Annotated in this window: 11 protein-coding genes; 7 read left to right on the top strand and 4 right to left on the bottom strand. The window is 50.1% G+C overall.

Translation table 11 applies throughout. From position 1 onward, the window contains the following. Positions 1 to 4: 4 nt before the first annotated feature. Genes E2980_RS09555 through E2980_RS09535 form a run of 5 tightly spaced genes read left to right on the top strand, consistent with a single transcriptional unit; the run spans position 5 to position 4600 of the window. Entirely contained in the window at positions 5 to 1282 is a 1278-nt protein-coding gene (locus E2980_RS09555; protein WP_135151955.1) for an ABC transporter substrate-binding protein, read from the top strand. Continuing rightward, positions 1263 to 2147: an ABC transporter permease gene (locus E2980_RS09550; RefSeq protein WP_167747051.1), complete on the top strand. Its 885-nt coding sequence runs from the start codon at positions 1263 to 1265 to the stop codon at positions 2145 to 2147. Before E2980_RS09555 ends, E2980_RS09550 begins: the two co-directional genes overlap by 20 nt. Beyond that, the gene (locus E2980_RS09545; RefSeq protein ID WP_135151953.1) at positions 2128 to 2958 is read left to right on the top strand and encodes an ABC transporter permease; all 831 of its coding nucleotides are present in this window, start codon (positions 2128 to 2130) and stop codon (positions 2956 to 2958) included. The genes E2980_RS09550 and E2980_RS09545 overlap by 20 nt, the downstream gene beginning before the upstream one ends. Beyond that, positions 2939 to 4000, top strand: coding sequence for an ABC transporter ATP-binding protein (locus tag E2980_RS09540; RefSeq protein WP_167747050.1), 1062 nt, complete (start codon positions 2939 to 2941; stop codon positions 3998 to 4000). The genes E2980_RS09545 and E2980_RS09540 overlap by 20 nt, the downstream gene beginning before the upstream one ends. A 3-nt stretch (positions 4001 to 4003) precedes the next feature. Beyond that, positions 4004 to 4600, top strand: coding sequence for a CDP-alcohol phosphatidyltransferase family protein (locus E2980_RS09535; RefSeq protein ID WP_135151951.1), 597 nt, complete (start codon positions 4004 to 4006; stop codon positions 4598 to 4600). Between the two features lie 90 nt (positions 4601 to 4690). Here E2980_RS09535 and E2980_RS09530 read toward each other — a convergent pair whose 3' ends face one another. Genes E2980_RS09530 through E2980_RS09515 form a run of 4 tightly spaced genes read right to left on the bottom strand, consistent with a single transcriptional unit; the run spans position 4691 to position 7965 of the window. Continuing rightward, complete coding sequence (locus tag E2980_RS09530; protein ID WP_135151976.1) at positions 4691 to 5551, bottom strand: SDR family oxidoreductase; 861 nt, start codon at positions 5549 to 5551, stop codon at positions 4691 to 4693. Between the two features lie 3 nt (positions 5552 to 5554). Next, positions 5555 to 6535 (bottom strand): electron transfer flavoprotein subunit alpha/FixB family protein, encoded by a 981-nt coding sequence (locus tag E2980_RS09525; RefSeq protein ID WP_135151950.1) that lies wholly within the window; start codon positions 6533 to 6535, stop codon positions 5555 to 5557. A gap of 37 nt (positions 6536 to 6572) precedes the next feature. Further along, positions 6573 to 7340, bottom strand: a complete 768-nt coding sequence (locus E2980_RS09520) for an electron transfer flavoprotein subunit beta/FixA family protein (protein WP_135151949.1) — start codon at positions 7338 to 7340, stop codon at positions 6573 to 6575. Between the two features lie 40 nt (positions 7341 to 7380). After that, complete coding sequence (locus tag E2980_RS09515; RefSeq protein WP_135151948.1) at positions 7381 to 7965, bottom strand: TetR/AcrR family transcriptional regulator; 585 nt, start codon at positions 7963 to 7965, stop codon at positions 7381 to 7383. Positions 7966 to 8137: 172 nt separating this feature from the next. Here E2980_RS09515 and E2980_RS09510 point away from each other — a divergent pair, with 172 nt between their 5' ends. After that, on the top strand, positions 8138 to 10267 hold the full coding sequence (locus E2980_RS09510) for a heterodisulfide reductase-related iron-sulfur binding cluster (RefSeq protein ID WP_135151947.1): 2130 nt from the start codon (positions 8138 to 8140) through the stop codon (positions 10265 to 10267). Between the two features lie 28 nt (positions 10268 to 10295). After that, on the top strand, positions 10296 to 12692 hold the full coding sequence (locus E2980_RS09505; RefSeq protein ID WP_135151946.1) for a 3-hydroxyacyl-CoA dehydrogenase/enoyl-CoA hydratase family protein: 2397 nt from the start codon (positions 10296 to 10298) through the stop codon (positions 12690 to 12692). Positions 12693 to 12701 lie beyond the last annotated feature (9 nt).

The raw sequence follows: 12701 nt of genomic DNA, 5'->3' as shown, positions 1-12701 counted from the left end.
TGTTATGAGAAAAAAACGTTCTGTTAAGGTTATTCTCTTTTTATGCCTTGTTAGCTTGATCATAGCCGCCTGCTCCGGTAAAGATTCCGCTGATAAAGGAAAGGCTGCTGGCGATGCTCTTCTTTCGGGCAGTTGGGATCAAGCACTGGCCGAAGCAAAAGGACAAACCGTGAATTGGTACATGTGGGGCGGAAGCGATGCGATCAATGAATTTGTAGACCGGAAATATGGTTCCGTATTGAAGGATAAGTATGGAATCACATTGCACCGCGTGCCGCTTAGTGATACCGCGGAAGCGGTGAATAAGGTGCTGAACGAGAAGCAGGCAGGCAAAAACAAAGACGGCAGCGTGGATCTAATTTGGATAAACGGCGAAAACTTCGCCACCTTGAAGCAAGCAGACGCTTTGTTTGGCCCATTCGCAACCAAGCTTCCGAATGCAAAATACGTCGATTATTCGAATCCTGCCGTCGGAAAGGACTTCGGCCTGGACACGGAAGGATACGAATCGGTCTGGGGAAGCGCGCAATTTCAATTCGTGTATGATTCCGAACGGATGAAGCCGAGCGAACTGCCCCATAACTATAAAGAATTGAAGTCGTGGGCGGAAAAACATCCCGGACGATTCACCTACAATGCGCCGCCTGACTTTACGGGCACTCGCTTTGTGAAGCAATTGTTCTACGAGTTGAGCGGAGGGCATCAGAAGTGGTCAAAACCGTTCGTTCAACAAGAATTCGATGCCGAAGCAACGAAAGTTTGGGATTATCTAAACGAGGTAAAGCCGTCATTATGGCGAAAAGGGGAAACGTATCCCAAAACGATCGCTGAACTCGCCGCGCTTTTCAATAACAACGAAGTGGATTTTGCCTTCACGCAGGATATCGGAGGCATCGCAACGGATATCGGAAAAGGGAAATTGCCCAAGACGGCACGCCCATACGTCTTCGATACAGGAACTATCGGCGATTATCATTATGTCGCGATTCCATACAATGCCGCGCACAAGGCCGCAGCCATGGTAGTGGCCAATCTGATTCTAGATCCGAAACTGCAGTTCGAGAAAGCGGACCCGGCAAAAGGCTGGGGAGACGGCATCGGGATCGATCCTTCGAAATTGGAGGGAGCAAACAAAAAGCTGTACAATGAGCTTAAAGCCAAAAGCGGCGAGACGGCCGTACAAGCAGACGTGCTTTTGAAGCATAAGCTCCCTGATCTGCCGGCTGCATATACGCCGGCTTTGGAAGAAGGCTGGAAGAACCTTGTTTTATTCCAAAAGTAAACCCATCAGACTGATGATTTTAAGCGGTATGCTCGTTCCTTCCCTTTTATTTGTGGCGGGAACGTTCTTTGCCGGAATATTCATTAGCGGGGTGCAAAGCTTGGATTACTTCCCGCTAATCGGAAAAACAACCTTATCGTTTCGTGTATACATAGAGCTATTTCATTCCGCCATATTTTATCGTTCGCTCTTTTTTTCATTGGGGATATCACTGGCTGCGACGTTTATTTCGGCTTTGATTGCCGTTATATTGGCACTCTGGCTTCGCCGGTATGTAAGGCATGGCCGATGGCTGCATTTCTTGCTGCAGTTCAATCTGCCGGTCCCGCATGTTGTAGGCGCAATTGCCATATTGTTGCTCTTTGGGCAAAGCGGCTTGATCTCCCGGCTGACTTACTGGGCAGGTATGATTCAGCAGCCCTCGCAGTTTCCGGTATTGGTTACAGATCAGAATGGCATAGGAATCGTGCTGGAATATGTGTGGAAGGAAGTTCCGTTTATTGCGGTGTCCGTGCTTAGCATTCTAAAGTCCTGGGTCGTTCCCTACGAGAAGCAGCTGCAGCTGCTCGGGGCGAATGCATGGCAAAGGTGGAAGCTCGTTACTTTTCCTTTTATGTTGCCTTCATTACTGTCCTCTTCGATAATCGTGTTTGCGTATACATTCGGATCGTTTGAAGTTCCTTATGTCTTGGGCTCCATTAGCAAACCGACACTGCCGATCCTGGCTTATCAAGCCTATCTCAATCCGAATCTTACTTACCGGTCGGAGGCTATGGCCATTAATATCGTGATTACGATAATCAGCATGTTTCTTGTCATTTTCTATATGAAATGGGGGGAAGGCTATGCGGAGAAACGGCGTTAATCACGGTAAAAGTTACGCTTTTTTGCATGCTATCATGATCTCGCTGTTTTTTCTCCCGTTTATCCCTCTCCTGGCTTGGTCATTCGCGCAGCAATGGAGATTTCCCGATCTGGTTCCAACCGTATCGGAGCGTGCTTGGCTTTATGTATTTTCAACGCACTCGCAAGTGAAGGATGCGATTTTTAATAGCTTGGGATTGGCTGCCGTTACTAGCTTGCTATCTCAAGTAGTCGCGTATCCAGCAGCTCGTGCTTTGGGACTTTATGTGAAGAGATGGAACAAAACGATTCGGTTACTGCTCATAGCTCCCATATTGATTCCCGGCATTTCCATTGCGATAGGCGTGCATGTCTTGTTCCTTCATTCGGGATTATCCGATCAATGGCTTGGGGTGCTGTTGTCACACTTGATTCCGGCTATTCCGTATTCGATATATTTGTTATACGGATTTTATGCCGGATACGACATCGGGTATGAAAAGCAGTTTCGTTTGCTTGGGGCGGGCAGACTGCAAACGTTCCGACTGGTCGAGTTGCCGCTTCTGCGTTCGGTTTTGTCGCTTAGCATTTTATTTAGTTTTTTGATTTCCTGGAGCCAATATTTGTTTACCGTTTTCATTGGCGGCGGCAATCTGATTACGCTTCCGATGCTGCTTTTCAGTACGTTATCCAGCGGCGACTACTCGCTCATGGGTGCGTTATGCATGGTGTTTGTCTTACCCGCGCTTATCATCGTCATTTTTAGCTCTATCGGAGTGAAGAAGGATCTCTTCGAAGAAAAGGAGGCGAGTCGTGTTGACCCGATTGTCTGAGCCATTTTTGCAAGTAACGGATTTGACATACCAATACGCTCCTGCGAAATCCTTTTCCCTGGGAAAGCAGTCTTTTACGCTTGAGAAGGGCAAATTGCTTGTCATACTCGGACCGTCAGGCAGCGGTAAATCAACGCTGCTACAGCTTATTGCGGGATTATTGAGACCAAACGAGGGGGAAATCATAATGGGAGGAAAACCGATCCATCATCTTCCTCCCGAGAAAAGGAATTTGTCCATGATTTTCCAAAAAACTTACTTGCTTCCTTTTCTCACGGTAGGAGCGAATGTGGAGATCGGACTTAAGCTTAAGGGGATGCCTTCTCATAAACGAAGAGTTAGATCGGAAGAAATCTTGAATCAAGTCGGTTTGACGGGATTCTATCAACGTCCGCTTTCTTCCCTATCTGGCGGACAAGAACAGCGTGTGGCGCTGGCAAGATCTCTTGTCATTGAACCGCAGCTTCTGCTGCTGGACGAGCCTTTCAGTCAACTGGATCCTTTGCTTCGCAGACAAATGGGCAGCTGGATCAGCGATATAAAGCGAATGTGGGAGATTCCGATGATCATGGTCACACATGACAGGGAGGAAGCTCTGGCACTTGGCGACCAGTTTTTAATACTCCGGGATGGTGCTGAACAGCAGTCGGGAACGCTTGATAACATCTATTACGAGCCTGCCAACCGCTGGACGGCGGACTTCATGGGAATCGACAATGTTTTAGATGGAATCAAGAAGGGAACCCGTGTAACAACTTTTCTAGGTGATTTAAAGGTCCATCCTCATTGTATAAGAGTTCCTGATGGTCCGGTTCGTATCGTTCTTCGATCGGAGTGGCTCCAACTGGATTTTACGTCATCTATAAAAGCAACGATAGAGGGCTGCTCTTTTCGCGGTGAATATACGGAAGTGAAGGCGAATGTAAACGGGGAATCAGTCGTAATCAAGCAGCTTGGCTTATCGAATTATGAACGAGGAATGGAAACGGGAGTCCGCCTGGCAACCTCGAATGTCTGGTGTCTTCCGAAGGAGGTGATGTAACAAGTGCTGGATTCTTATGCGCGTCACACCATCCAACCGGCAATTGAAAAAGGAGCAAAAATCCTGCAGTCAGCCGGATTATCCGCGAATGCGATTACCTGGATCGCAATGTTGATAGGCGTAGGAAGCGGGGTCGTATTTTCTCTTGGTTTTCCCATAGCGGCTGTTGCGATTCTCTGGATATCCGGCTATCTCGATGCTGTGGACGGCACGCTTGCCAGAATGACCAAGCCTTCCAAATGGGGAAATATTCTGGATATCACGTTTGACCGGGTAGTGGAAGGGGCTTCGATTATTGCGCTTTTACTCGTTTATCCGGATGCTTATTTGCCGATAGCGCTCAATTTAGCAGCAATCCTTATTACGATTACGACGTTTCTTGTAACCGGCAATGTCATCACCAATTCAGGAGCAAAAGGATTCCACTATAACCCGGGGTTCATGGAGCGAACGGAAGCTTTTGTGTTTTTTTCTTTGATGATGCTGTTTCCGAAGGCAGTCTCGGGGCTGGCGTGGCTATTTCTAGTGCTCCTTCTAATCACAACAATAAAGCATCTTCGAGATGTGTATGTATGGCTTCGGAAGAACAAAATCGACTAAAATGAAAACCCGCAAAAGATAACGGATTATTAATAAAGCAGGCTCTTGAATTGCTGACCTCAGGAGCCTGCTTTCCTCATTGCCAGGCTCTCACTTCCCTTTCCGGGTGATCTCCGCCAACGCATCCCATTGTTGTCCGGTCACCTCGGTAAGGTCGTTAAATTGACCTGCGCCTTGCAGCCATTCCCCGCCGTCGATGGTAACGACTTCGCCATTCATATAACCCGCATAGTCGGAGACCAAGAAGGCAGCCAGATTCGCCAGTTCTTCTTTATCGCCGACGCGTTTCAGAGGAACGCGGTTGATCATCTTTTCCTGCAGCTCGGGCGTGGGCGAAAGTCTTGACCAGGCTCCTTCGGTAGGGAAGGATCCCGGAGCGATAGCAACTTGGCGGATGCCATACCTGGCCCACTCTACCGCAAGAGATCGGGTTAAGGCTAATACCCCTGCTTTTGCTGCGGCGGACGGAACGACGAAGCCGGAACCGGAACCGGAGGAGGCGTAGGTCGTAACGATGTTCAGCATGACGCCGCTCTGCTTTTGCTCGATCCAAAGCTTTCCAACCTCTAAAGTCGTATAGAAAGTCCCATGAAGAACAATATTCAGCACGGCATCTACCGCTCGGGGAGATAGACGCTCCGTTGGGCTTATGAAGTTTCCGGCCGCATTATTAACGAGAATATCTATTTTGCCGAATCGCTGCTGGACCGCCTCTACAAGCTCATGGATCTGTGCGGGATCCCGAACGTCGCAGCTTTTATAGAAAATGTCGTTTCTGTTCGAGTTCATTTCGTGCGAGGCCTGTTTAAGTACTTCCTCGCGTCTGCCGGTTATGGCTAACTTAGCCCCTAACCCGAGAAACTTTTCCCCCATGGCACGGCCCAAACCGGTAGCTCCGCCGGTTATGAGAACGACTTTGTCCCGTAATAGATCGTTCGCGAAGGGTCCCATCATCTAAGCCAGCGCTTTCCGGAATTCTTGAGTAAGAAGAGGAACGACCTCGAACAAATCGCCAACGATCCCGTAGTCGGCTACCTTAAAGATAGGCGCCTCCGGATCTTTATTGATGGCGATAATGATTCGCGATTGGCTCATGCCCGCCAGATGCTGGATGGCACCGCTAATTCCGCATGCGATATAGATTTCGGGGGTGACCACTTTTCCGGTCTGCCCGATCTGCAGCGCATAGTTGCAATAGCCTGAATCGCAGGCGCCCCGAGAAGCGCCTACCGCGCCGCCAAGAAGATTCGCCAGCTCTTCCAATGGCTTGAAGCCGTCCTCGCTTTTGACGCCTCGACCGCCGGAAACGATGATTTTCGCTTCCGTTAGATCCACCTTGCCGGTTGTTTTCCGAACAACGTCTTTTACTAAAGTATGAAGAGATGAAGGAGGAGTATAATCCACCTTAATGATCCGTTCATGCTGTCCGGAGGGGGAAGGCCCGATTGCGGGAAAATTGTTCGGTCTTACGGTAACGACCCATGGGAAGCTCTGAAATTGCTTTTTCTCGAAGGCTTTTCCCGCATAGATAGGTCTCGTGAAAACCGTTCCTTCTCCGGTGCCCTCAATGGAGATTACATCGGACAGCTGGCCGGCCTGAAGCTTCGCCGCGATTGCAGGCGCGAGGTCCCGTCCCAAAGCGGTATGTCCGGTGAAAATCGCGTCCGGACGTAAAGAATCGAGAAGGGGAGTAAGCGCCGCAAGATAAGCTTCCGGATTATAATGCTTTAAGCTGTCATGATCGATGAGATGGATATCGGATAGAGGATAGCTTGAAAGATGGCTTGCCAAGGAATCAAGCTCGCTTCCGAGGAGAACGGCCGAGATTCGGTCACCGTCCCGCGAAGCTGTACGAACTGCCTGAAGCGCTTCCAAAGTGACTTGACGAATTTTCCCATCGCGTTGCTCCGCTATAATCAGATACGTATGGCTCATGAGTAGATCCCTCCTTAGATATCAATGTCGCCCGGATTTAAATGACTTTAGACTTCGTGCGAAGCAGTTCTACGAGATGGGCAGCTTGCGACGGCAGATCGCCTTGAAGAATTTGGCCCGCTATCCTTGCCGGCGGAAGGCTAATCTCGGTTTGCTTGGTTCTTGCCTTCAACAAATCGGGATCAATGGCGAGTTCATTCAATGTAATGTGATGGAAAGGCTTCTTCTTCGCTTTCATGATGCCGGGGAGCGAGGGATAACGAGGCTCATTCAACCCTTGTTGGGCAGTGAATAGGGAAGGGAGGGAGATTTCCAATACCTCCAAGTCACCCTCGGCGTCTCTCTCTACGCTCGCTTTTCCGTTGGACAATTCAAGCTTGGTAATCGAAGAGACATGAGGGATTCCGAGCTGCTCGGCCAGGCGGATAGCGACTTGACCTGCGCCGTTATCGACGGAGAAATTGCCGCCGAGGATAAGATCGAAAGATTTATCCGAGAAGTAGGCTGCAAGCGCGACGGAAACGGAATATTCATCGGAAGGAATGCCGTCGCTAGAGAGGAGTACCGCTTCGTCTGCACCCATGGCGAGCGCAGTCCGCAGAGCTTCAGCGCTTCGCTCAGGACCTGCGGAGACGACGATGACCTGACCTCCGCTCGCTTCTTTGATCCGTATCGCTTCTTCCACCGCATATTCGTCGTAAGGGTTAATGACGAATTTGACGCCGTCTTCGGAAACTTGACCATTCTGGATCGTGATCTTCTCTTCGGTATCGAAGGTCTGCTTTAGAATCACGTACACGTTCATTGGGTTTGCTCCTCTCTTTGCTTACGAGTCTGTATGTCAATCAAGGCTTGAGAGCCTTTAGGAAAAACTCAACGGTGCTATTGATTTGAGCGCTAAGAGAATATTTGCGGCCTGATATGAGCCATGAAGTTACCGCCTCGTCAATTCCGCCGAAGATGAGCAGACGCGTTAATTTGACATCAAGCCCTTGGCGAAAAGTTCCTTCCTCGATTCCTTGAACCAATACTTCCTCTATTAATTGAATATATGGCTTGAGAGCTTGGCCTATTGCTTTGCGAAGCTCAAGCGAGCTTTGACGGAGTTCAATCTGGGTAACGTAGGCAAAATCCGGATTGCTCTCAAGCTCACGATAGTGAAGCTCGCAAATTTTGCGAATCGCTCCATCCGCGGTGTCCGATGCCTCCACGCTTTCCTTAAATTTCTCTACAAGCTCGCCAAGGCGCACGCGGAAAAGGGATACGAGAATATCCTCTTTGCTTTTGAAGTATAAATATATGGTTCCGTCGGCTACCCCGGCTTCGCGGGCAATCTTGGAAACCTGCGAACCATGATAACCGGTTTCGGCGAACACTTTAACCGCAGCATCGATGATCCGATCAAATTTTTCCGTTTTTTTACTTGCCATACGATCACCTCGATGCTAGAATCAAATCAAAAACTGAATGAATAGTCATTCATTTTTTCTAATCCAATCTTATGCAATCTACCTGGCGTTGTCAACGTATCGATTCATAAGATTTTTTAAATGCAAACCATGTAAGGGCTTACACAATGACTTTGCGAAGGGACGGTTGCTCATGTTCTGGTCATGGATGCATTACATCCTATTTTTGCTGGTGGTTGGGTATGCTTTATCTTTGTTTTATAGAGCTGTTTATCATCGGTACCTCTATGTGAAGCTAGGGCAAACCGAGGAAAGGCCCTTTAATTGGAAAATGAGGGTAAAGGAGCTTATCTCGCAGGGGCTAGGTCACCGGAAACTTCTGAAAGATCGCAAGAGCGGAATCATGCACCTTGTCATTTTCTATGGCTTCATCATCCTGCAGTTCGGCGCGCTTGATCTCATCTATACGGGGCTGTCGGGCGGGGACCCGCTCCCGATTCCCGGGTATGCGGTTTTCGGGCTCTCGCAGGAAATTACGGTACTGCTTATTCTGCTAGCAACCGGGTACGCGGCTTACCGCAGATACGGAGAGAAGCTGAAGCGTCTGAAGAAGGATTGGAAACCGAGCATCGTGCTGTTCCTGATCTTCTTCCTTATGTTGTCGGTTCTGCTCTCGCTTGGTTTCCATCGGATTTGGTCGGGGCATGAATCGTCGGCTTACGCGCCAGTGTCCTCGATCATCGCTACTTTGTTCGATTTTCTCTCGGCGGGAAGCGCGAAGGCTGCTTTTTTCACCTTCTGGTGGGCGCATCTTCTGATCCTTCTAACTTTCCTCGTCTATATCCCGCAATCGAAGCATTTTCATATTATTACCGCGCCTATCAATATTTTTCTGGGACGCAGCGAACCGGTGGGGCGGCTCCGGAAGCTTGATCTGGACAACGAAGAGGCTGAATCGTTCGGCGTAGGCAAGATCGAAGATTTTACCCGGAAGCAGATGCTGGATTTCTACGCTTGCGTCGAGTGCGGGAGATGCACGAATGTCTGCCCGGCTTCTAACACGGGCAAGGTACTGTCGCCGATGCATCTTATCGTGAAGCTTCGCGACCATCTGACGGAGAAAGGCGCATCTATCACTTCGAAGTCGCCTTGGATGCCGGCTATGGCTTTCTCTACGGGAAATGCACACAGTGTGAGAGTAGATAGTGCATATCCAGAGTGGCAATCTCAACAGATAACAGATATCGCCCCAACGATGGCCTGGCAGAAAGAAACCTGGCTGCCGTCGGATAAAAAGCCGCAAGAGATGGAGTTAATCGGCGAAGTGATGACGGAGGAAGAGATATGGGCATGCACAACCTGCCGTAACTGCGAAGATCAATGTCCGGTAGCCAACGAGCACGTCGATAAAATCATCGATCTCCGCCGTCATCTCGTTCTGATGGAAGGCAGCATCCCTCAAGAGGGACAGCGGGCAATGCAGAACATCGAACGGCAAGGTAATCCATGGGGCATTAGCCGGAACGACCGTAGTAAGTGGGTGGAGGAGATTGGCGGCATTCCCGTTCCTACCGTTAAGGATAGGCCGGATTTCGACATTCTGTTCTTCGTAGGATCGATGGGCTCTTACGATAACCGTTCACGCAAGGTATCCAGAGCTCTTGTGCGATTGCTGAACGAGGCTGGAATCAGCTTCGCCATTCTAGGGAACGAGGAGAAGAATTCAGGAGATACCCCTCGCAGAATGGGAAATGAGCTTCTATTCCAGCAATTATGCCAGGAAAATATCGCGACCTTCCGGAAATACGGCGTGAAACGAATCGTGACCGCCTGCCCGCATACGTTAAACACGCTTAAGAATGAATATCCCGAATTCGGGATGGAGGGGGTCGAGGTTCTTCACCATACCCAATTACTCGAAGAGTTGATTCGTGAAGGTAAGCTCGATCCGAAGCATGCCGTGAACGAAAGAATAACTTATCACGATTCTTGTTACCTAGGTCGCTACAACAATGTGTATGATCAGCCGCGGAACATTCTGAGGGCGATTCCAGGCGTAGAGCTGCTTGAAATGGAACGCTCGCGGGAAAACGGAATGTGCTGCGGCGCGGGGGGCGGCATGATGTGGATGGAGGAAACTTCCGGAAAGCGCGTTAATGTGGCCAGAACGGAGCAAGCGCTGTTAACGAACCCGACGATGATCAGCAGCGCCTGTCCGTTTTGTCTCACCATGCTTGAAGACGGCACTAAGCAGAAGGAGGTGGAAGATAGCGTAAAGGCACGCGATATCGCTGAGATTTTAGAGCAAGCCGTATTCGGCTAGTCTTTCTATATTAGGAGGTAGAAAACGTATGGCAGCCAAAATTACGAAAGCCGCCGTTATCGGTTCAGGAGTTATGGGGGCAAGCATTGCGGCACATTTAGCTAATGTCGGTATTTCAAGCTTGTTGCTGGATATTGTGCCTGCATCGCTCACCCCGGATGAAGAAGCCAAAGGATTAACGCTTGAGCATCCCTCAGTCCGGAATAGATTGGCCGTGAGCGCACTGGCTAAGCTTCCGACGCTTAAGCCTTCACCGCTATACGATGATTCCTTTGCGAGCCGGATTACGCCCGGCAATATCGAGGATCACCTTAGCCAAATCCGGAATGTGGATTGGGTCATCGAGGTTGTCGTCGAGAATCTATCTGTTAAACAGGAGCTGCTTCGCAAAATCGAACAGCACTGGAAGCCGGGTATTATCGTCAGCTCCAACACATCGGGGATCTCCATCAATGCAATGGTGGAAGGGTGCGGAGAGGATTTCAAGACCCATTTTCTCGGTACGCATTTCTTTAACCCTCCGCGTTACATGAAGTTAATGGAAGTTATTCCCGGCGAGAATACGGATCCGGAATTGGTGAAGCGGATCGCTGAATTTAGCGAGAAAAGGCTAGGCAAAGGCGTCGTCATCGCCAAAGACACTCCGAACTTCATAGCGAATCGCATCGGGACTTATGGGCTGCTCGTTACCCTTCAAGCCATGGTAGACAAAGGATTTACCGTGGAGGAGGTGGATGCCGTTACCGGTCCGGCTATGGGCAGGCCGAAGAGCGCTACGTTCCGGACGCTGGATCTGGTTGGGCTGGACACCTTCGTGCATGTGGCGAACAACGTATTCGACAAGGTCGACAGCGGCGATGAGAAGTTTATTTTTGAGCCGCCTCAGGTATTAAAGGATATGGTATCGCGAGGCTGGATCGGCGAGAAAGCCGGACAGGGCTTCTACAAGAAGATCAAGGGCGAACAGGGAAGCGATATTCTGTCGCTCGATCTATCGACCATGGAGTATGCCAGAAGCAAGAAACCGGCATCCGCCTCTCTGGAAGCCGCGAAAACCGCCAAAGGCGCCGTCAATAAGACTAAAGCGCTGCTTGGTGCAAAAGATCGGTATTCTGAGCTAGCTTGGGAGATTTTGAAGAAAACGCTTGTCTATTCCGCTGCGAAAGTGGGAGAAATCGCCGGTTCGATAGCCGATATCGACAAGGCGATGAAGTGGGGCTTTAATTGGGAGCTCGGTCCATTCGAACTCTGGGATGCGATCGGACTCGTAAAATCGGTTGAACGAATGGAAGCCGAAGGAACGGTCGTCCCAAGCTGGGTTAAGGAATGGGTGGCCGCAGGAAACAGCTCGTTCTACCGGAAAGAAAACGCAAGGCTTCTTTATGTCAATGATGGGAGATACCGCGAGATTGATCAGTCTCCGGAAATCATCTCACTTGCAAGCTTAAAGGAACAGAACAAGGTCATTCGCGGGAATAGCGGAGCTAGTCTAATTGACGTGGGTAACGGCGTGGCCTGTCTGGAATTTCATTCGCCTAATAACGCGATCGGCTCCGATATTCTGATGATGATCCAGCAGAGCGTGGAAGAGGTTCGTCAGAACTACGATGCTCTGATTATCGCGAACGAAGGACGCCACTTCTGCGTTGGGGCCAATATTATGCTGCTGCTCATGGAAGCGCAGGATGAGGAATGGGATGAGGTCGACAATATCATCCGGCTGTTTCAGAACACGATGATGAAGCTTAAGCATTTCGAGAAGCCCGTAGTCGCGGCGCCGCATCAGATGACGCTCGGGGGCGGCGTAGAGGTTTGCCTTCCGGCCGACGAGGTATGCGCCCATGCGGAAACGTATTACGGCTTGGTCGAAGTCGGCGTAGGACTTATTCCTGCCGGGGGCGGCTGCAAGGAAATGGCGCTGCGGATAAGCAGAGCAAACCCGAATCCGGACATCGATTTGCAGCCCTTCATTAACGAGATGTTCATGAACATCGGAATGGCCAAGGTTTCCTCGAGCGCCCACGATGCGAAGAAGCTGGGGTATTTCCGGCCTACGGATCGGGTAATCGCGAATCGGGATTATGTGATTTACGAGGCCAAGCAGTCGGCCTTGCGTTTGGTCCAATCCGGATATGAGGTCGCTCCCGCAGAGAAAATCAGAGTGGTAGGCGCGGACGGAAAGGCTGTTCTTAAGCTCGGCGCGCATGCCATGAAACTTAGCGGTTACATTAGCGACCATGATTTGTTGATCGCGGGTAAGCTCGCGCATGTTATTGCCGGGGGGGACGTTCCATCGGGGACGATGGTGACCGAGCAGTACATGCTGGATCTGGAGCGGGAGGCATTCCTTAGCCTGTGCGGGGAGCCGAAGACGCAGCAGCGGATGCAGCATATGCTCGCCAAGGGGAAAGCGCTTCGTAATTAATTCATTGGA

The sequence above is a fragment of the Cohnella luojiensis genome (assembly GCF_004564235.1).
Taxonomy (GTDB): domain Bacteria; phylum Bacillota; class Bacilli; order Paenibacillales; family Paenibacillaceae; genus Cohnella; species Cohnella luojiensis.
This window is presented reverse-complemented; position numbering and strand designations above follow the sequence as displayed.

What these genes read in the sequence shown, in the direction of transcription:
- E2980_RS09545 (WP_135151953.1), top strand. Translation starts at nt 2,128, where the DNA reads ATGCGGAGAAACGGCGTTAATCACGGTAAAAGTTACGCTTTTTTGCAT.
- E2980_RS09515 (WP_135151948.1), bottom strand. Translation starts at nt 7,965, where the DNA reads ATGGCAAGTAAAAAAACGGAAAAATTTGATCGGATCATCGATGCTGCG.
- E2980_RS09525 (WP_135151950.1), bottom strand. Translation starts at nt 6,535, where the DNA reads ATGAGCCATACGTATCTGATTATAGCGGAGCAACGCGATGGGAAAATT.
- E2980_RS09520 (WP_135151949.1), bottom strand. Translation starts at nt 7,340, where the DNA reads ATGAACGTGTACGTGATTCTAAAGCAGACCTTCGATACCGAAGAGAAG.
- E2980_RS09510 (WP_135151947.1), top strand. Translation starts at nt 8,138, where the DNA reads ATGTTCTGGTCATGGATGCATTACATCCTATTTTTGCTGGTGGTTGGG.
- E2980_RS09555 (WP_135151955.1), top strand. Translation starts at nt 5, where the DNA reads ATGAGAAAAAAACGTTCTGTTAAGGTTATTCTCTTTTTATGCCTTGTT.
- E2980_RS09505 (WP_135151946.1), top strand. Translation starts at nt 10,296, where the DNA reads ATGGCAGCCAAAATTACGAAAGCCGCCGTTATCGGTTCAGGAGTTATG.
- E2980_RS09530 (WP_135151976.1), bottom strand. Translation starts at nt 5,551, where the DNA reads ATGGGACCCTTCGCGAACGATCTATTACGGGACAAAGTCGTTCTCATA.